Here is a 19,465-nt window from a genome sequence, read left to right as displayed (position 1 = left end):
ATGCAATGGGAAGTCGTGATCGGGCTGGAGATTCACACTCAGCTCACTACCCGGTCGAAAATCTTTTCCGGTAGTTCCACCACATTCGGTTCCGAGCCGAACACCCAGGCCAGCCTGATCGACCTGGGCATGCCGGGCGTATTGCCGGTGCTGAACCAGGAAGCGGTGCGCATGGCAGTGATGTTCGGTCTGGCGATTGACGCCGAGATCGGTCAGCACAACGTGTTCGCCCGCAAGAACTACTTCTACCCGGACCTGCCGAAGGGCTATCAGATCAGCCAGATGGAATTGCCGATCGTCGGCAAGGGCCACCTGGACATCGCGCTGGAAGACGGCACCGTCAAACGTGTCGGCATTACCCGCGCGCACCTGGAAGAAGACGCCGGCAAGAGCCTGCACGAAGAATTCAACGGTGCCACCGGCATCGACCTGAACCGTGCCGGCACGCCGCTGCTGGAAATCGTTTCCGAGCCGGACATGCGCAGCGCCAAGGAAGCCGTGGCTTACGTCAAGGCGATCCACGCGCTGGTGCGTTATCTGGGCATCTGCGACGGCAACATGGCCGAAGGTTCGTTGCGTTGCGACTGCAACGTGTCGATCCGTCCGAAAGGCCAGGTTGAGTTCGGCACGCGTTGCGAGATCAAGAACGTCAACTCGTTCCGCTTTATCGAGAAGGCGATCAACTCCGAAATCCAGCGTCAGATCGAGCTGATCGAAGACGGCGGCAAAGTGATTCAGCAGACTCGTCTGTACGATCCGAACAAGGACGAAACCCGTCCGATGCGTTCGAAAGAAGAAGCCAACGACTACCGTTACTTCCCCGATCCGGACCTGCTGCCGGTGGTCATCGAAGAGTCGTTCCTCGGCGAGGTGCGTGCCACCCTGCCGGAACTGCCACCGCAGAAACGCGAGCGCTTCCAGAGCCAGTTCGGTCTGTCGGCGTACGACGCCAACGTGCTGGCCACCAGCCGTGAGCAAGCGGACTACTTCGAGAAAGTCGCAGCCATCGGCGGCGACGCCAAACTGGCGGCGAACTGGGTAATGGTCGAGTTGGGCAGCCTGCTTAACAAACAAGGCCTGGACATCGACGAGTCGCCGGTTTCGGCTGAACTGTTGGGCGGCATGCTGCAGCGCATCAAGGACAACACCATCTCCGGCAAGATCGCCAAAGTGGTGTTCGAAGCGATGGCCAACGGCGAAGGCAGCGCGGACGAGATCATCGAAAAACGCGGCCTGAAGCAAGTGACCGACAGCGGCGCGATTTCGGCGGTGCTGGACGAAATGCTCGCAGCTAACGCCGAGCAGGTTGAACAGTACCGTGCGGCTGATGAAGCCAAACGCGGCAAGATGTTCGGCTTCTTCGTCGGCCAGGCGATGAAAGCGTCGAAAGGCAAAGCCAACCCGCAGCAAGTGAACGAACTGCTGAAAAGCAAGCTCGAAGGCTGATTCTAGCCCCGCGCCCGGGGATCGTTCCCACGCTCTGCGTTGGAATGCCGCCCCGGACGCTCCGCGTCCATTGCGGTGTGACGCAGAGCGTCACGGGATGCATTCCCACGCTGGAGCGTGGGAACGATCACTTTGGAGTATTCGAATGAAACGTCTGCTCGGCGCCTGCGCCCTGCTCTCCTTGCTGGCCGGTTGCGCCAGCACCGACACCATCGACCCGCACGGTTACGACCAGACCGGTGTCGCCTCTTATTACGGTGCCAAGCACCACGGTAAACGCACCGCCAGTGGCGAACCGTTCAACCAGAATTCCCTGACCGCCGCCCACCGCCAGCTACCCTTCGGCACACGGGTGAAGGTCACCAACCTGAAAAACGATGAATCCGTCGTGGTCCGCATCAATGACCGCGGCCCGCACACCCGTGGACGCCTGATCGACGTGTCCCGCGAGGCCGCCGAACAACTCGGCATGCTGCGCAGCGGCACCGCGCGGGTTCGCGTGCAGGCCCTCGACGACTGATGGAGCGCTGACCATTTTCGGATTAGCCGATTTACCCCTGATCAGCGTGATCGAACTGCTCGCCGGCCTGTGCCTGCTGATCTTCGGCGCCGAATTGATGGTGCGTGCGGCAGTGCGTCTGGCAGCGCGTCTGCATGTACGGCCGCTGATCATCGGCCTGACCATCGTCGCCCTCGGCAGCAGCGCGCCGCAAATGGCCGTCAGTCTGCAAGCGGCGCTGGCGCACAACCCGGACATCGCCGTTGGCAGCGTGGTCGGCAGCAGCATCTTCAATATCCTCGTCACCCTCGGCCTTTCCGCGCTGATCATTCCTCTGCGCGTTTCGCGACAACTGGTGCGGCTCGATATTCCGCTGATGATCGGCGCCAGCCTGCTGGTGTTCGTCCTGGCATGGAATGAAGAGCTCGGCCGCTTGGACGGCATCTTGCTGCTGGGCGCACTGGCGTTGTACCTCGGTTTACTGTTGCGCCAGTCACGGCACTCGACGCGACCGCATTCTGCACAAGCCGAAGTGGTACAGACCTCATGGGTTGCCAGCGTCTTCATGATCATCGTCGGCCTCGTCCTGCTGGTGTTCGCCGGGCACTTGCTGCTCGGAGCCGCCGTGGTGGTGGCGACGGATCTGGGCTTCTCCGAGCGGGTGATCGGCCTGACCGTGGTCGCCGTCGGCACCTCGCTGCCAGAACTGGCAACCTCGCTGATCGCCGCATTGCGCGGTCAACGCGACATCGCCGTGGGCAACGTGATCGGCGCCAACCTGTTCAATCTGCTCGGGGTGCTCGGCCTCACCGCACTGATTGCACCGACACCGCTGTCGGTATCGCCGAATGCGCTGGATTTCGACTTGCCGGTGATGCTCGGTGTCGCCGCGCTGTGCCTGCCGGTGTTCTATTCCGGCTACCGCGTGACGCGTGCAGAAGGTTTGTTGCTGCTCGGTTTGTATCTGGCCTATGGGCTGCACGTGGTGTCGTTCACCACCGGCATGCCGCTGGCGGGCAAGCTCGAACGGCTGATGCTGTTTTATGTCCTGCCGACGCTGTTGACGTTTCTGCTGTTCACGTCGATCCGCGCCTGGCGCCGCCAACACCACAAGAGTGAAAAACCATGACCGAATCGAAGAAGTCCGGGGTTGAAGTCCGCCGCCAGGTAATGGGCGATGCGTTTGTTGATCGCGCGCTGGGCAACGCCACCGAGTTCACCCAGCCGTTGCAGGATTTCGTCAATGAACATGCCTGGGGTGGCGTGTGGAACCGCGAAGGTTTGCCGCTGAAAACCCGCAGCCTGATCACCCTCGCCGCGCTGACGGCACTGAAGTGCCCGCAGGAATTGAAAGGCCACGTACGCGGTGCGCTGAACAATGGCTGCACCGTGGACGAGATTCGTGAGGCGCTGCTGCATTGCGCGGTGTATGCCGGCGTGCCGGCGGCGATTGATGCGTTTCGCGCGGCGCAGGAAGTGATCGATACCTATCAGAAACCTGAGTGATTCAGTGCTGCTGAAATAGCTTTCGCGAGCAGGCTCGCTCCCACATTTTGGAATGCATTTCACATGTGGGAGCGAGCCTGCTCGCGAAGAGGCCCTGAACAACACCACAACACTCAAAATCAGATCCACCCACCCCACTGCAAAACAAAGATCCCGACATTGGTGGTAATCGCCGCCATCAACGTGGTCATCACAATAATCGCCGCCGCCAGTTCATGATTGCCCTGCGCTGCTCGCGCCATGACAAAACTCGCCGCCGCCGTCGGGCTGCCGAAGTACAGAAACAGTATCCCCAACTCCGCGCCACGAAAGCCCCACAACCACGCCCCCAACGTCGCCAGCACCGGCAGACCGATCATCTTCACCAGGCTGGAACTCAGCGCCATGCTACCGCTCTTGCGCAACGCCGCCAGCGACAACGTTCCGCCAATGCAGATCAGCGCCAATGGCAAGGTGGTCTGCGCCAGATACTGCCCGGAGGTTTCCAGCCATCCCGGCAAACCGATCTTGAAATAGGCAAACGGCGCCGCCGCAATCACGCTGATGATCAGCGGATTGCTGAACACGCTTTTGCAGATGCTCCACGGATCGGACTTGATCACCGGGCTGTACACCGCCAGCACGATGGTCGACAGCGTGTTGTAGAACAGGATCACCAGCGCCGCGAGAATTGCCCCGAGGGAAATCCCGTAATCGCCGTACATGCTCGCTGCCAGCGCCAGACCGATCACACCGTTATTGCCGCGAAACGCGCCCTGGGTATAGATGCCACGATCTTCACGCGGACAACGGAAAATCGCCCAGCCCCAGGCCACGGCAAAACTCACCAGCGTGGCGAGGGAAAAGTAGATCAGCAGGGACGGTTGCAACGCAGCGTGCAAGTCGGCATGCAGAATGCCGAGGAACAGCAGCGCCGGCATGGTGACGTTGAACACCAGCGACGAGGCCGTGTGGATGAAGTTGTCGTTGATCCAGTCGATGCGCTTGAGGAGCACACCGAGAAACAGCATGGCAAACACCGGCGCGGTGATGTTCAGGGTTTCGAGGAAAATTGCCAGCATGCCGGGGAGCCTTGGGTGAGCGTCGTTAGGAGCCAATGATAAAGCAAAAGCCCCTCACCCTAGCCCTCTCCCGGAGGGAGAGGGAACCGATCGGGGGATATTGCAGAAATCCATCGACCTGAAATGACTTCGCTGAATCCATAACTGCTTGTCGAATCCATAATCAACTCGGTATTTCAGGTCGATGTATAGCGCCAGACATCTCGGTCGGCCCCCTCTCCCCCTGGGAGAGGGCTGGGGTGAGGGTAGCTCTTGACCCCCCCCAAACCGTCAAGTAATCGGCGCCGGATTGAACAACGTAATGTCGTTATGCAGTTTGTGCTTCTCCGCCCACGTCTGCTGCTTGCCGCTGGCAACATCCAGGTAATAGTGAAACAACTCCCAACCCAACTCCTCAATGGTCGCCCGCCCAGTTGCGATCCGCCCGGCATCGATGTCGATCAGATCCGGCCAGCGCTGCGCCAGCTCCGTACGCGTCGAAACCTTCACCACCGGCGCCATCGCCAAACCATACGGCGTGCCACGCCCGGTGGTGAACACATGCAGGTTCATCCCCGCCGCCAACTGCAACGTCCCGCAGACAAAATCGCTCGCCGGGGTCGCACAGAAAATCAAACCCTTCTGTTTGAACCGCTCGCCCGGGCCGAGCACGCCATTGATCGCGCTGCTGCCGGATTTGACGATCGAACCCAGCGACTTCTCGACAATGTTCGACAACCCGCCCTTCTTGTTGCCCGGCGTGGTGTTGGCGCTGCGATCCGCTTCACCCTTGGCCAGGTAACGGTCGTACCAGTCCATCTCACGCACCAGTTCCTCGGCAACGGTTTTGCTTTCGGCGCGAGATGTCAGCAGGTAAATCGCATCGCGCACTTCGGTGACTTCGGAAAACATCACCGTCGCCCCCGCGCGCAACAACAAGTCCGAGGCATAACCCAGCGCCGGGTTGGCGGTAATCCCGGAGAAGGCATCACTGCCGCCGCACTGCATGCCGAGGATCAACTCGGACGCCGGCACGGTTTCGCGGCGGCGCTGGTCGAGTTTCTTCAGGCGAACCTCGGCCAGTTCCATGATCTGCTCGATCATCTCGGTGAAACCGTGACTGGAATCCTGCAAGCGATACAGCCACGGATCGCTGAGATCCACCGACGCATCGTCCTCGTGCATGACCTGCCCGGCCTGCAATTTCTCGCAGCCCAGACTGATCACCAACGCCTCGCCACCGAGGTTCGGGTTGCGCGCCAGATTGCGCACGGTACGAATCGGGATGTAGGCGTCGGTGGCGGTAATCGCCACGCCGCAGCCATAGCTATGAGTCAGCGCCACCACATCATCGACGTGCGGATACTTCGGCAGCAGCTCTTCCTTGATGCGTTTTACCGCGTGATCAAGCACGCCGGTGACGCACTGCACGGTCGTAGTGATACCGAGAATATTGCGCGTGCCGACGGTACCGTCGGCGTTGCGATAACCCTCGAACGTGAAGCCTTCCAGCGGTGCCTGCGCGTCCGGCACCTCGGTGGACAGCGGCAAGCTGTCCAGCGGCGGCGCGGTCGGCATGCGCAGTTGATCTTCCTTGACCCAACTGCCTCGGCGAATCGGCTGCAACGCGTAGCCAATCACCTGACCGTAGCGAATCACCTGGCCGCCCTCGGGAATGTCTTCGAGGGTGACCTTGTGGCTCTGCGGCACGAATTCCAGCGTCACCAGGCCATCGGCAAATTCAGTGCCGGCCGGTGCGCCCTGGTCGTTGACCACGACCACCACATTGTCCCGCTCGTGCAGGCGGATGTGGCGCGGCGAGTCGGAATGTTCAATCAACTGCATGACGCCGCTCCTCAGGAATGCGCTTGGGACAATTTACCGCTGGCTTCAACACCGCCATTGGTTGGCGGCTCTTTGAGTACCACACGTTTGATCGGGCCAACGATGACCAGATAGCTGAACACCGCGACCAGTGCGTTGGCACCGACGAACACCAGCGCCCATTTGAACGAACCGGTGGAGCTGATGATGTAGCCAATCACGATTGGCGTGGTGATCGAAGCGATGTTGCCGAAAGTGTTGAACAGGCCACCGCTCAGACCGGCGATCTGTTTTGGCGAGGTGTCGGAGACCACCGCCCAACCGAGTGCGCCAACGCCTTTGCCGAAGAAGGCCAGGGCCATGAAGCCAACCACCATCCATTCCACTTCAACATAGTTGCAGGCAACGATGCTGCTGGAAACCAGCAGGCCGGCAATGATCGGCGCTTTGCGGGCGAAGGTCAGCGAGTGGCCCTTGCGCAGCAGGTAATCGGAAATCACCCCGCCAAGCACACCACCAATAAAGCCGCAGATTGCTGGCAACGAGGCGATGAAACCCGCCTTGAGAATGGTCATGCCACGCTCTTGCACCAGATACACCGGGAACCAGGTCAGGAAGAAGTAAGTGATGCCGTTGATGCAGTACTGGCCCAGATACACGCCGAGCATCATGCGATTGGTCAGCAACTGACGGATGTAATCCCACTTCGGACCGTCGGACTTTTTGCCCTTCTGATCCATGTCGACCATGCCGCCGTTTTCAGCGATGTGTTTGAACTCGGCTTCGTTGATACGCGGGTGTTCACGCGGGCTGTAGATCACTTTCAGCCAGACCAGCGAGAAGATGATCCCGAGAATACCCATGACGATAAACACGTGCTCCCAGCCAAAGGAGTAAACGATCCAGCCCATCAGCGGTGCGAACAACACGGTGGCAAAGTATTGCGCCGAGTTGAAGATCGCCGAAGCGGTGCCGCGTTCAGCGGTCGGGAACCACGCGGCAACGATGCGCGCGTTGCCGGGGAACGATGGCGCTTCAGCCAGGCCCACGAGGAAGCGCAGCATGAACAGCGCAACGATGGCCGTGGACATGCCGAATTCACCGACAAAGCCTTGCAGCACGGTGAACAGCGACCAGGTGAAAATGCTCAGGGCATAGACTTTTTTCGAGCCGAAGCGATCGAGCAGCCAGCCACCGGGAATTTGCCCGGCCACGTAGGCCCAACCGAATGCGGAGAAGATATAGCCGAGGGTGACTGCGTCGATGCCCAGATCTTTTTGCAGGCTGGAGCCGGCGATGGCGATCGTGGCGCGGTCGGCGTAGTTGATCGTGGTCACCAGAAACAGCATGAGCAGGATCAAATAGCGGACGTGAGTCGGCTTGGACGATTGCATGTAGATGTACTCCCACTGATTATTTTTATGCGCGGGTGAATCTTCTTTGGTATTCCCTGTAGGAGCTGCCGAAGGCTGCGATCTTTTGATCTTGAAAGATCGCAGCCTTCGGCAGCTCCTACAGGGTTATTGCGTTTATCAGGAACCGATGTAACTGGTCTTCACGACCGTGTAGAACTCTTGCGCATAGCGGCCTTGCTCACGTGATCCATAGGATGAACCTTTACGGCCACCGAACGGAACGTGGTAATCGACGCCAGCGGTCGGCAGATTGACCATCACCATCCCGGCTTGCGAATGACGTTTGAAGTGGTTGGCGTACTTCAGCGAGGTGGTCGCAATGCCCGCCGACAGACCGAATTCGGTGTCGTTGGCCATCGCCAGCGCCGCGTCGTAATCGGCAACGCGAACGATGTTGGCCACCGGCCCGAAAATCTCTTCGCGACTGATGCGCATCGACGCTTCGCTGTCGGCAAACAGCGTTGGCGCGAGGAAGTAGCCTTCGGTGTCGCAGGTCACCAAGCCACCGCCGCTGACCAGACGCGCACCTTCGGACTGGCCGATGTCGATGTACTTCATGTCCTGTTCCAGCTGCGCTTGCGAAACCACCGGACCAATATCGGTGCCGGATTTCAGCGCGTGCCCGACCTTGATCGACTTCATGCGCTCGGCCATGGCTTCAACGAATTTGTCGTGAATCCCGGCAGTGACGATCAAACGGCTCGACGCGGTGCAACGCTGACCGGTGGAGTAGAACGCGCTCTGCACCGACAGCTCGACCGCTTGCTTAAGGTCGGCGTCGTCGAGAATGATCTGCGGGTTCTTGCCGCCCATTTCCAGCTGAACCTTGGCCTGGCGCGAGACGCAGTTGACTGCGATCTGACGACCCACGCCCACCGAACCGGTGAAGCTGATGCCATCGACTTTCGGGCTCTGCACCAGCGCATCACCAACCACGCGACCGCTGCCCATCACCAGGTTGAACACGCCGGCCGGGAAGCCTGCGCGGGAGATGATTTCCGCCAGTGCCCAGGCGCAACCCGGCACCAGATCGGCCGGTTTCAACACCACGCAGTTGCCGTAGGCCAGCGCCGGGGCGATTTTCCACGCAGGAATCGCGATCGGGAAGTTCCACGGGGTGATCAGACCGACCACGCCCAGCGCTTCGCGGGTCACTTCAACGTTGACGCCCGGACGCACCGACGGCACGTAGTCGCCAGACAGGCGCAGGCATTCACCGGCGAAGAACTTGAAAATGTTACCGGCGCGGGTCACTTCGCCGATGGCTTCGGGCAGGGTCTTGCCCTCTTCCCGGGCCAGCAGGGTGCCGAGTTCTTCGCGACGGGCAAGGATTTCCGTACCGACTTTATCCAGCGAATCGTGACGGGCCTGAATACCCGAAGTCGAATAGGCCGGGAATGCCGCGCGGGCGGCGTCGATGGCAGCGTGAACCTGAGTCAGGTCAGCCTTGGCGTAATCGCCGATGGTGTCGCTCAGTTCCGACGGGTTGATGTTGGCCGAGTAGTCGGCACCGGCAACCCATTCACCGTTGATGTAGTTGTCGTAGCGTTTTGCATTTGTCACAGGGGCAGCCCTCAAAACTAAAAGCCTTTACGCAAAAAGCCGCTGATTACTCAGCGGCCGCGTTTTTGTCGGGTGTTACTGCGCACCTTGCTTGTCGATCAGCGCAGCGAGCATTTCGTACTCTTCACCAGTCAGATCGGTCAGCGGTGCCCGCACCGGGCCTGCGTCATAGCCGGCGATTTTCGCGCCTGCCTTGACGATGCTCACGGCGTAACCGGCCTTGCGGTTGCGGATGTCGAGGTACGGCAGGAAGAAGTCGTCGATGATCTTGCCGACGGTAGCGTGATCTTCACGAGCGATCGCGTGGTAGAAGTCCATCGCGGTTTTCGGAATGAAGTTGAACACCGCCGAGGAGTAGACCGGCACGCCCAAAGCCTTGTAGGCAGCGGCGTAGACTTCGGCGGTCGGCAGACCACCCAGGTAGCTGAAGCGATCACCGAGGCGGCGACGGATCGACACCATCAACTCGATATCGCCCAGACCATCCTTGTAGCCGATCAGGTTCGGGCAGCGCTCGGCCAGACGTTCCAGCAGCGGCGCGGTCAAGCGGCAAACGTTGCGGTTGTAAACGACCACGCCGATGTTGACCGATTTACACACGGCTTCAACGTGAGCGGCAACACCGTCCTGGCTCGCTTCGGTCAGGTAGTGCGGCAGCAGCAACAGGCCTTTGGCGCCCAGACGTTCGGCTTCCTGAGCGTATTCGATGGCCTGACGGGTCGAACCACCGACACCGGCAAGGATTGGCACGCTGGTTTCGCAAGTGTCGACGGCAGTCTTGATGATTTCCGAGTATTCGCTGGCGGCCAGGGAGAAGAACTCACCGGTGCCACCGGCGGCAAACAAGGCTGAAGCGCCATACGGAGCCAGCCATTCCAGGCGTTTGATGTAGCCCGCGCGGTTGAAATCGCCCTGCGCGTTGAAATCGGTCACCGGGAAAGACAGCAGGCCGGCAGAGAGGATGGACTTCAGTTCTTGTGGATTCATTATTCGAACACCCTGGTAGCAACGTTTTTTGTGATTGGTCCGTTCAGCCTTCGCTGAAGTTGTAGGTCATCGTACAACTTAAATAATAACCGTCAACTGCATTTCATCGTTGTGGGTGTTTTTTTGTCGGACAAAGCTGCTCAAGGCTTGGCAAAACTCGTCGCAAAGGCGCGTGTTTAAAGGGTTCTAGCGCGGAAATGTCTGGTCAAGATTCGTTTACTGAGCGATGCAGAGACGCCGGGTAAGGTGCGACGACTGCCACGAAGGATCGTGGCGGACCTTCGAAGGAAACTGAAATGTTCGTGAATTATGCTGCACCGACCCTCGCGCAAATGGCCTCTTCTGCCTCTGACACCCTCACCCTTCAGCTATCCGCGCTACCCGATGTATTGATCATGCAGGTCCCGGATTCGAGCGATTTTCCAGCGAACTGGAGCGTTTACCCGATTCTCGGCGGCGACCCGGAAGAGCCGGAATGGGAAGGCGAGGAAGTGAACACCGGCACTTGGGACGATGCTGAAGACGAGATGGAGAAACTCACGGGGATCGAGTTGCAGATCCCCAAAGAGGCGCTGCGTCCGTACCTGAACAGAGAGGTTGAATTGCGCTACAAGTTTTCCGACGAGTCGAGCATGGAGCCGTTTTCGCACGCGTTGAGGTTGCGGATCGAGGGCTGAATCTTGTCGTGCGGGAGCGGTGACCGTTCATCGGAACTGGTATTTCTTACAGGTGCCAGGCTTTCGCGATCCATACGTTAATCAACTTGAGCTGCCAACGGCTCGTTTCGACAACTAAAAGGATTTTGAACATGACAGATAAACGTTTCGCTATCCAAATGCTGCCAGCACCTGTGCTCAAGGAAGCAATCGATGACGTCCTCTACGTACATAACTTGATTGACCCTGCTCATGGGGTAGTGCCTGCCCTCCAAGAAGCGGCCGCAGGGGACAAAATCACACTGAAAGTGTACGACTCAGACGGTGCTGAGGAGTGGTCACACTCCGTAGTAGTGACTGCAATCTCCGCTGGAAAGCCCGTTAAGTTTGCAATCCCGAAAGCGCTATTTGAAAAAATGCTCAAAGCTGGCATGAATGCGCGCTTGCAGTACTCCAACGACAGAGCAGGCAACGTCCGGCAATCATTACCATTGGAAATCACGCTTAAAGAATGACCCAACCTCAACCCTGCGCCTGCGCCTCTTCATGGGCCTGGCGCAGTCTTTCACGGCTGTTGGTCAAATGCAGACGCATCGCCGCACGCGCTGCATCGGAATCCTGACGGGCAATCGCGTCGTAGATTTCTTCGTGTTCGCGACTCAGGCGGCTCATGTAATGCTGCTGATCATCATGGGCCAGGCGCGCCGAGTTCAGCCGCGTACGCGGAATGATGCTGGTGCCCAGGTGGGTCATGATGTCGGTGAAGTAGCGATTGCCGGTGGACAGTGCTATTTCCAGGTGGAAGGCAAAGTCCGAAGCGACCGCATCACTGGCGTGGGCAGCGCTTTCGTTAAGAGCATCGAGGGCGGCACGCATGGTCGCCAGTTGCTCGGCGCTGCGACGTTGCGCGGCAAGGCCGGCAGATTCCACTTCCAGGCTAATGCGTAGTTCGAGAATGGCCAGCACATCACGCAGGGTGACGACGGTGGCCGGGTCGATGCGGAAACCACTCGGGCTCGGTGTGTCGAGCACGAAGGTGCCGATGCCGTGGCGGGTTTCCACCTGTCCGGCAGCCTGCAAACGGGAAATCGCCTCGCGCACCACGGTGCGGCTGACGCCATGGGCTTCCATGATCGCCGACTCGGTGGGCAGTTTGTCACCGCGTTTGAGCAGGCCATCGCGGATCTGCTCGCTCAGCACCGTCACCAGTTCCTGGGCCAGGCTGCGGCGCTTGCGCGGGAGACGCGGGGTGTCGATCAGGTTTTCCATGGTGTGCATCTTGTCTCGAAAATTCGGCTTGTGGGCATGATAGCTCAAGCGGGTTGTACGATCACTTTCCGGTTTACATCGCTTTATGTAGGAGTGAGCCTGCTCGCGATGACGTCCGCACATTCAGCATCAATGTGACTGACCCAACGCTATCGCGAGCAGGCTCACTCCTACAGGGGGTTAGCGGTGATCAGGCGGTTACGGTCTGTTCAACCAAGTGGCCGCTGTCGATCCGCACATGCCGTGGATGGAAGCGTTTCAAACTGCTGCGATGGCCGACACTGACAATGCTCAGACCCGGCAACTGATCGATCAGTGCCTGATACAGCGTCGCTTCGTCTTCCTCGTCCATCGCCGAAGTGGCTTCGTCCATGTACAGCCATTGCGGTTCGTAAAGCATTGCGCGGGCGAAAGCCAAGCGTTGCTGTTCGCCCGGCGAGAGCATGCGCTGCCAGTGATTGGCCTCGTCAAGGCGCGCGACCAAATGCGACAAGCGGCAGGTTTCCAGCACTTGTGCATAACGTTCCGGCGCGTAAGTGTCGCCCGGTTGTGGATAACTCAACGCCTCACGCAGGGTGCCGATCGGCAGATAGGGTTTTTGCGGCAAGAACAGATAACGCGCCGCCGGCAAACGGATGTTGCCGTGGCCCGCCGGCCACAAATGCCCCATCGCCCGCAACAGCGTCGACTTGCCGCTGCCGGAACGGCCGCTGAGCATCACGCGCTCACCCGGTTCGACGGTCATGTCGGCGCTGGTCAGCAGATGACGACCGTCGGCCAGATCCAGACCGAGGTTGTGCACCTTCAATTCGCGGCCCTGATTCTGCACATCGATCGCCGGAATGCGCTCTTCGTTGTCGGTCATAGCCTGACGGAAACTCAGCAGACGATCACAGGTGGCGCGCCAGGAAGCGAGGCTCTGGTACGCACTGATGAACCAGCTGAAGCTTTCCTGGACGTTGCCGAATGCCGAGCTGATCTGCATCAGCTCACCCAGCTCGATCTTGCCGGCAAGGTAACGCGGTGAAGCCACGATGAACGGGAAGATGATCGCTGCCTGGCTGTAACCGGCGGTGAAAAACGTCAGGCGCTTGGACACTTTCATGATGTCCCAGAAATTGTGCCAGACATTGCCGAAGCGGGCGCTCAGACGACGATTTTCGTTCGGCTCACCGTTGTACAACGCGATGCTTTCGGCATTCTCGCGAATCCGCACCATGGAAAAACGCAGGTCAGCTTCGAAGCGTTGTTGTTGGTTGTTCAGACCGATCAAGCGACGACCAATCAAATGCGTCAGCCAACTGCCCACCACCGCATAAACCAGCACACACCAGAACATGTAGCCGGGAATGGTGATGCCATAAAGTTCGATGCTGCCCGACACGCCCCAGAGAATGATCGAGAATGACACCAGACTGACGATATTGCGCAGCAGGCCGATACCCAGTTCGAGGGTGTTGGAAGTGAAGTTGTTGAGGTCTTCGGAAATCCGCTGGTCCGGGTTATCGGTGTAACCGCCCTGCTCCAGCTGGTAGTAATTCTTGTCGGCAAGCCAACGCGAGAAATGCTTTTCAGTGAGCCAGGCCCGCCAGCGAATCGTCAGCATCTGAGTCAGATAGAGCCTGTACACCGCACCGACAATGGCCACCGCCGCAATGCCGCAGAAATACAGAATCAAGCGCCAGAACGCCACTTCGTCTTTCTTTTGCAGGGCGTTGTAAAAGTCCTTGTACCAGGTGTTGAACCACACCGAGATGCCCACGCTGAGCAGCGAGAGTGCTATCACTGCGATCAGCAGCGTCCAGGCCTTGCCCTTCTCTTCACTGCGCCAGTACGGCGTGATGATTGCCCACACCTTGCGAAAAAACTGCCCGCGCACAGCATCGTTGACCGCGGAATATTCAGCGTTCTGATTCATGGATAAGGCTCGATATAGAAAAGAACAGACACGCACCGATCATAGTAGATCGGTGCGTTTTATCGCGAGCGCTAGCGATAGTCGTTCAGCGCAGGTTCAGCGACGAACCGGGCGCTTCTGCAGTTTGCGCTGCAGGGTACGGCGGTGCATGCCCAAGGCGCGGGCAGTGGCGGAGATGTTGCCTTCGTGCTCGGTGAGCACACGCTGGATGTGTTCCCACTGCAGGCGATCAACCGACATCGGGTTTTCCGGCACCAGACTGTCGAGGTCGGCGTGCTCGGACAGCAGCGCAGCCAGCACATCGTCGGCGTCAGCCGGTTTGCACAGGTAGTTGCAAGCACCACGCTTGATCGCTTCGACCGCGGTGGCAATGCTCGAATAACCGGTGAGAATCACCACGCGCATTTCCGGGTCCAGCTCCAGCAGTTTGGGCAGCAGCACCAGACCCGAATCGCCGTCCATTTTCAGGTCGAGCGCGGCGTAATCAGGCAGATCGGCCTGGGCGATGGTCAGACCTTCTTCGGCCGAACCTGCGGTGCTGACGCGAAAGCCACGGCGAGCCATGGCACGGGCCATCACTCGGGTGAACGTTGCGTCGTCATCGACCAGCAGCAAATGCGGCAGTTCTTCGCCTTCGACTTGGATTTCGTCACTCATGTTGGTCTCCTCGGGCGCCGTGGGGCAGGCGCAGCTCGGTGAGCGTGCCGCCTTCCTCATGACTATAGAGTTTCACTGAGCCGCCGGCGCGTGTCACGCTGGCCTTGCTCAAAAACAGGCCCAGGCCGAAACCTTTGCCCTTGGTGGTAAAAAACGGTTTGCCGATCTGCTCGGCGATGGCCAGCGGCACACCGGCGCCGTGGTCACGAATGCTGATGGTCAGGTTCTCGACGTCCCAGTCCAGGGTCACCTTGAGATTTTCCGGGCAGGCATCGGCGGCGTTGTTGAGCAGATTCAACAGCGCCTGAGTCAGATCCGGCGGCGGCGCCATGCGCGGCACGGTGCCCTGGCCGAGGCGGTGGAAGCGATAACTGGCTTCCGGACGCATCAGGTGCCAGCGGTTCAGCGCTTCGTCGAGCCAGTCGGTGACGTCCTGCATCTCGACGGCCAGACGACGATTGGCTTCAGCGGCGCGCACCAGTTGCTGCAGGGTTTCTTTGCAGAGTTTGACCTGATCCTGCAGCACCTTCAGATCATCCTGCAGCATCGGGTCGGGATGATCCTGCTGCATTTCCTTGAGCAACACGCTCATGGTCGCCAGCGGCGTGCCGAGTTCATGCGCAGCGCCAGCGGCCTGGGTGGCGACGGCCAACAATTGCTGATCGCGCAGGCCTTCTTCACGACGGATCGCACGTAATTCTTCCTGACGGCGCAACTCTTCAGCCATGCGCGCAGCGAAGAAGGTGATCACCGCCGCTGCCAGTGCGAAGCTCAGCCACATGCCGTAGATCTGCAGATTCTCGCGAGCGACCGGCAGGGTTTCCAGCGGATAGAAACGCGTGAGCATCACGGTGTACAGCGCCAGCGCGATGCCAGAGAGAATCACCGAATAGCGCCACGGCAACGTCACCGCAGCGATGGTCAACGGCACCAGATAGTAGGAAACAAACGGATTGGTCGAACCGCCGGAGAAATACAGCAGCGCACTGTGGATAACCAGATCGCAGGCCAGTTGCAGGGCATATTCGAGTTCGGTCACTGGCCACGAGGTACGCAAACGCACCGCGGTGAACACGCAGAGCAGCGTCGAGCAGCCGAGGGTCATCGCCAGTTGTACCCACGGCAACGGCAACAATTGCAGCCAGTAGGCCAGGCCAACGGAGCCAGCCTGCGCGGCGAGCACCAGAGTGCGGATGAAAGTCAGTCGCCAGAGGTTCTGGCGAGTGGCGGAAGTCAGTTGTACGGGGGCGAGCATGAGCTCTCCTGATGAGCGCTCCAGGCGGATCGCACGGAGTATAACCAAGCCGCGGGCTTGAGAGGCGAAAGTGCGGCAAACGACCACATGGCGAAAACATCTTCGGCGGCTATAAGGACGCCTTCGCGAGCAGGCTCGCTCCCACCTTTGAAATGCATTCCCCTGCTCGCGAAGGGCTGCACAGCGGCCACCAGTCATCTGTATAGAAGTTGTAACTGGGCGAACCGGATCATAAAAGCTAGAGTCTGATGGTTTCACGCAGGCCCCCGAACCATCACCTGCGCCCTCATCAAGGAGCTTTCATGCACACATTTCGCCGCAGCGCCGCCCTTCTCGCCCTGACCGTCGGCAGCGTCGCCAGCCTTCCGGCCCTGGCCGCCGATGAGCTGCACTACAACCAGATTTCCCTGCGCGCCGAAGTCAGCACGGAAGTCGCCCGCGACCTGATGATCGTCACCCTCTACACCGAAGAGCAAAACACCGACCCGGCGAAACTCGCCGCCGACGTCAGCACCACCATGAACAAGGCATTGGCCCAGGCCAAGCAAGTCAAAGACATCACCCTGCGCCAAGGCAGCCGCAACAGTTACCCGATCTACGACACCAAGGGCCAGAAGATCACCGGCTGGCGTGAACGCGCCGAACTGCGCCTGGAAAGCTCTGACTTCGCCGCCCTGTCCAAACTCACCGGCGAACTGCTGGGCGACTTGAAAATGGGCGGCATGGACTTCGCCATCGCCGACCCGACCCGCAAATCCAGTGAAGACCAGTTGCTCAAAGAAGCCGTGACCGCCTTCAAGGCCCGCGCCCAACTGGCCACCGATGCACTGGGCGGCAAGGGTTACAAAATCGTCAACCTGAACCTCAACAGCAACGGTTATCCACAACCGTACCTGCGCGCACCGATGATGATGAAAGCCGCGGCCATGGATTCCGCGCCGGTGACGCCGGAAGTTGAAGCAGGCACCAGCCAGGTCAGCATGACCGCTGATGGTTCGATTGAAGTGTTGATGCAGTGATTTGATGTGGGCTGAATAAAAAACCGCCGATCGGTGAATGATCGGCGGTTTTTTTGTGCCCGGGATTTGCTGTGGATGAACCACCCTCTTCGCGAGCAAGCTCGCTCCCACAGTTTGAAATGCATTCCACCTGTGGGAGCGAGCTTGCTCGCGAAGAACGATAACGCGGTATCAAGTCTGCGGATCAACCCGATCCAGCGCCCGGTTAACCGCCAGTTCGGCCAACATGATGATCTGCTGAATCGCCAACGCCGTATTACGCTCGGGCCGGCCCAACTGATCGGCAAAGTTACCGGTTAACGTGTTCGCCGACGCCAGTGATTCACAGGCATGCGCCAGCAGGCTTTCGGTGTCGATGTTCGGCTGGATCAGGAACATCGTGCTGGGTTGCCGGGGTTTTAGGGGTTCGGGGCTGAGGTAGAAATCCAGGGCGCGTTTGATGGCTTCGCGGGTTTTGATTTGGTCGTCGGCGCGGATGGCGTCTTCGAGTGGGGTATCGAGGGGTGGGTCAGGTATCAATTTATCCATGGAAAATTTCCTTATGAACTGACGCCATTCATTTCCGATCTCACTCGAGAAATGAGGTGGCAACTATGTACGGAGTGAGATTACCGGTAAGGAAACCAACCCGGCCGGACAAAAGTCCGCCCGTACATAGCCGCCATAAAAACTGCTGACAGCATGAGCTGGCGGCGATTATGGGGTGGCTTGTGCAGGTTTCCAAATTCAATAACCGGGAATCTCACCTCCCGATCGCTGAGTCTTCAGCGACAACCAGAGCCTAGAGAGCGCACGTCCGACGGACAACCTGAAAACCTTGTGGGAAGGTTCTGGTTATCTGACACAGATTTAAACAGTCAAAAAGCCAACCCTCACCCTAGCCCTCTCCCAGAGGGAGAGGGGACTGACCGAGGTGTTTGGCAGAACTACGCCGACGTGAAATACCGAGCCGAACTCAGATTATGAAACAGATCAAAAGCCCCTCACCCTAGCCCTCTCCCGGAGGGAGAGGGAACTGACCGAGTTGTTTGGGAGAACTACGCCGACATGAAATACCGAGCCGAACTCAGATTCTGAAACAGATCAAAAGCCCCTCACCCTAGCCCTCTCCCGGAGGGAGAGGGAACTGACCGAGGTGTTTGGGAGAGCTGCAGTGGTCTAATTTCCCCGGACACCCCGATAGGTGGAAAATACATCTATCGAGGAGTTATTCATGACTAAAAAACGCAGGGCATTCGACGACAGCTTCAAGCTGCAAGTCGTGAAGATGATCAAGGATCAGGGACTGACTGTTGTGCAGGTTTGCCAGGATCTGAACATTGGTGAGACAGCCGTTCGACGCTGGGTTCAGCAATACGAGGCAGAGCAACTGGGGCAGGCCGGAATCGGCAAGCCATTGACGGCAGAGCAACAGCGCATCCGGCAATTGGAACAGGAAAATCGGCAGCTCAAGGTGGACAACGACATCTTAAAAAAGGCTACCGCCTTCTTTGCCCGCGAGCTGAAGTAAGGTATCGACTGGTTCGGCAGCTGCAACAGAAGGCTTACTCAGTGGCACATGTCTGTCGGTTGCTGAGCATCAGTCGTTCAGGCTTCTATGAGTCTCAGAAGCGTGCTGATGCGCCTGTTCGGCAGAGTTGTCCTGTTCTTGTGCAACTCAAGGCGTCTTTCGCCGAGAGTGGAGGCTGCTACGGCAGCCGCCCTTTGCGCGACGCTTTGCGCGGTAAAGGCATGCTTGTCGGGCTGTATAAAATCCGTCGATTGATGCGGGCTAACGGACTGCGTTCAGCCTGGAAGCGCAAGTTTGTACACACAACCGATAGTAATCATGACCTGCCGATTGCAGAGAATGTACTGAACAGAAAATTTGATCCAGTAGCGCCAAACAAGGCCTGGGTAGCCGACATCACCTATATCCGCACCCGCAGTGGCTGGTTGTATCTGGCCGTGGTATTGGACTTGTTCTCGCGCAAGATAGTGGGCTGGTCGATGGCTCCGAACATGCCGGCAGAGCTGGTGTGCACCGCGATGCAACTGGCTATCGCGCAGCGTCAACCGCCGCCAGGCTTGATTGCCCACTCAGATCGGGGTAGCCAATATGCGAGTGCAACTTACAGAGAATTACTGGCAAGAAACGACATGCAGCAGAGCATGAGCCGTAAAGGTAATTGCTGGGACAACGCAGTGATGGAGCGCTTCTTTTTGAGTTTGAAAATGGAGCGGGTATGGCGCCGTGACTACGCGAACCACGCTGAAGCGATCCGCGACATCACCGAGTACATCGTTGGGTTTTACAACAACGAACGGCTGCACTCGAAACTGGGATATCTGCCACCGACCGTTTATGAGCGAGCGATGGCGTCAAAAACACCTATCGAGGTGTCCGGAATTAGTTGACCACTGCAAGCTAC

At 58.8% G+C, this 19,465-nt stretch carries 18 protein-coding genes; 8 read left to right on the top strand and 10 right to left on the bottom strand.

Annotated features, from left to right (window positions below):
- The 4 genes from gatB to PspS49_RS04510 all read left to right on the top strand — a co-directional run bounded on the left by gatB (position 1) and on the right by PspS49_RS04510 (position 3,451).
- Positions 1-1,446, top strand: coding sequence for an Asp-tRNA(Asn)/Glu-tRNA(Gln) amidotransferase subunit GatB (gene gatB, locus PspS49_RS04525; protein ID WP_007915352.1), 1,446 nt, complete (start codon positions 1-3; stop codon positions 1,444-1,446).
- A gap of 145 nt (positions 1,447-1,591) precedes the next feature.
- Entirely contained in the window at positions 1,592-1,966 is a 375-nt protein-coding gene (locus PspS49_RS04520; RefSeq protein ID WP_007915349.1) for a septal ring lytic transglycosylase RlpA family protein, read from the top strand.
- A 46-nt stretch (positions 1,967-2,012) separates the two neighbouring features.
- Positions 2,013-3,074, top strand: a complete 1,062-nt coding sequence (locus tag PspS49_RS04515; RefSeq protein WP_127925825.1) for a calcium/sodium antiporter — start codon at positions 2,013-2,015, stop codon at positions 3,072-3,074.
- Positions 3,071-3,451 carry a carboxymuconolactone decarboxylase family protein gene (locus PspS49_RS04510; RefSeq protein ID WP_016984177.1) on the top strand — a complete coding sequence of 127 codons (381 nt, stop codon included), beginning with the start codon at positions 3,071-3,073 and terminating at the stop codon, positions 3,449-3,451. The genes PspS49_RS04515 and PspS49_RS04510 overlap by 4 nt, the downstream gene beginning before the upstream one ends.
- Before the next feature lie 119 nt (positions 3,452-3,570).
- Here PspS49_RS04510 and PspS49_RS04505 read toward each other — a convergent pair whose 3' ends face one another.
- The 5 genes from PspS49_RS04505 to kdgD all read right to left on the bottom strand — a co-directional run bounded on the left by PspS49_RS04505 (position 3,571) and on the right by kdgD (position 10,280).
- Entirely contained in the window at positions 3,571-4,512 is a 942-nt protein-coding gene (locus PspS49_RS04505; protein WP_127925823.1) for an AEC family transporter, read from the bottom strand.
- Between the two features lie 270 nt (positions 4,513-4,782).
- Positions 4,783-6,336 (bottom strand): galactarate dehydratase, encoded by a 1,554-nt coding sequence (gene garD, locus PspS49_RS04500; protein ID WP_077571106.1) that lies wholly within the window; start codon positions 6,334-6,336, stop codon positions 4,783-4,785.
- Between the two features lie 11 nt (positions 6,337-6,347).
- Entirely contained in the window at positions 6,348-7,709 is a 1,362-nt protein-coding gene (locus PspS49_RS04495) for an MFS transporter (RefSeq protein WP_007915342.1), read from the bottom strand.
- Positions 7,710-7,847: 138 nt separating this feature from the next.
- Positions 7,848-9,293 (bottom strand): aldehyde dehydrogenase family protein, encoded by a 1,446-nt coding sequence (locus tag PspS49_RS04490; protein ID WP_034154458.1) that lies wholly within the window; start codon positions 9,291-9,293, stop codon positions 7,848-7,850.
- A gap of 75 nt (positions 9,294-9,368) precedes the next feature.
- The gene (gene kdgD / locus PspS49_RS04485; protein WP_016984321.1) at positions 9,369-10,280 is read right to left on the bottom strand and encodes a 5-dehydro-4-deoxyglucarate dehydratase; all 912 of its coding nucleotides are present in this window, start codon (positions 10,278-10,280) and stop codon (positions 9,369-9,371) included.
- 296 nt (positions 10,281-10,576) lie between these two features.
- Between kdgD and PspS49_RS04480 the strand changes: the two genes are divergently transcribed.
- On the top strand, positions 10,577-10,957 hold the full coding sequence (locus PspS49_RS04480) for a hypothetical protein (RefSeq protein ID WP_160038289.1): 381 nt from the start codon (positions 10,577-10,579) through the stop codon (positions 10,955-10,957).
- Between the two features lie 131 nt (positions 10,958-11,088).
- Complete coding sequence (locus PspS49_RS04475; protein WP_160038287.1) at positions 11,089-11,451, top strand: hypothetical protein; 363 nt, start codon at positions 11,089-11,091, stop codon at positions 11,449-11,451.
- Between the two features lie 7 nt (positions 11,452-11,458).
- Here PspS49_RS04475 and PspS49_RS04470 read toward each other — a convergent pair whose 3' ends face one another.
- The 4 genes from PspS49_RS04470 to PspS49_RS04455 all read right to left on the bottom strand — a co-directional run bounded on the left by PspS49_RS04470 (position 11,459) and on the right by PspS49_RS04455 (position 16,035).
- Entirely contained in the window at positions 11,459-12,205 is a 747-nt protein-coding gene (locus tag PspS49_RS04470; RefSeq protein WP_176472316.1) for a FadR/GntR family transcriptional regulator, read from the bottom strand.
- A gap of 190 nt (positions 12,206-12,395) precedes the next feature.
- Positions 12,396-14,123, bottom strand: coding sequence for an ABC transporter ATP-binding protein/permease (locus tag PspS49_RS04465; protein ID WP_160038285.1), 1,728 nt, complete (start codon positions 14,121-14,123; stop codon positions 12,396-12,398).
- Positions 14,124-14,219: 96 nt separating this feature from the next.
- Positions 14,220-14,780, bottom strand: coding sequence for a response regulator transcription factor (locus PspS49_RS04460; RefSeq protein ID WP_003221630.1), 561 nt, complete (start codon positions 14,778-14,780; stop codon positions 14,220-14,222).
- Positions 14,773-16,035 (bottom strand): ATP-binding protein, encoded by a 1,263-nt coding sequence (locus PspS49_RS04455; RefSeq protein WP_007915316.1) that lies wholly within the window; start codon positions 16,033-16,035, stop codon positions 14,773-14,775. Before PspS49_RS04455 ends, PspS49_RS04460 begins: the two co-directional genes overlap by 8 nt.
- A 302-nt stretch (positions 16,036-16,337) precedes the next feature.
- On the opposite strand from PspS49_RS04455, the gene PspS49_RS04450 reads away from it, so the two are divergent.
- On the top strand, positions 16,338-17,054 hold the full coding sequence (locus PspS49_RS04450; protein ID WP_127925818.1) for an SIMPL domain-containing protein: 717 nt from the start codon (positions 16,338-16,340) through the stop codon (positions 17,052-17,054).
- Positions 17,055-17,225: 171 nt separating this feature from the next.
- On the opposite strand, the gene PspS49_RS04445 is transcribed toward PspS49_RS04450, so the two are convergent.
- The gene (locus PspS49_RS04445; protein WP_127925817.1) at positions 17,226-17,582 is read right to left on the bottom strand and encodes a DUF6124 family protein; all 357 of its coding nucleotides are present in this window, start codon (positions 17,580-17,582) and stop codon (positions 17,226-17,228) included.
- A gap of 685 nt (positions 17,583-18,267) precedes the next feature.
- On the opposite strand from PspS49_RS04445, the gene PspS49_RS04440 reads away from it, so the two are divergent.
- Positions 18,268-19,451, top strand: a protein-coding gene (locus PspS49_RS04440) for an IS3 family transposase (protein WP_202982094.1) whose coding sequence is annotated in 2 segments (ribosomal slippage) — positions 18,268-18,532 and positions 18,532-19,451 — 1,185 coding nt in all. Because the reading frame shifts where the segments join, the coding sequence is not laid out codon by codon here.
- Positions 19,452-19,465: the final 14 nt, after the last annotated feature.

It is taken from the genome of Pseudomonas sp. S49, assembly GCF_009866785.1.
GTDB lineage: Bacteria > Pseudomonadota > Gammaproteobacteria > Pseudomonadales > Pseudomonadaceae > Aquipseudomonas.
This window is presented reverse-complemented; position numbering and strand designations above follow the sequence as displayed.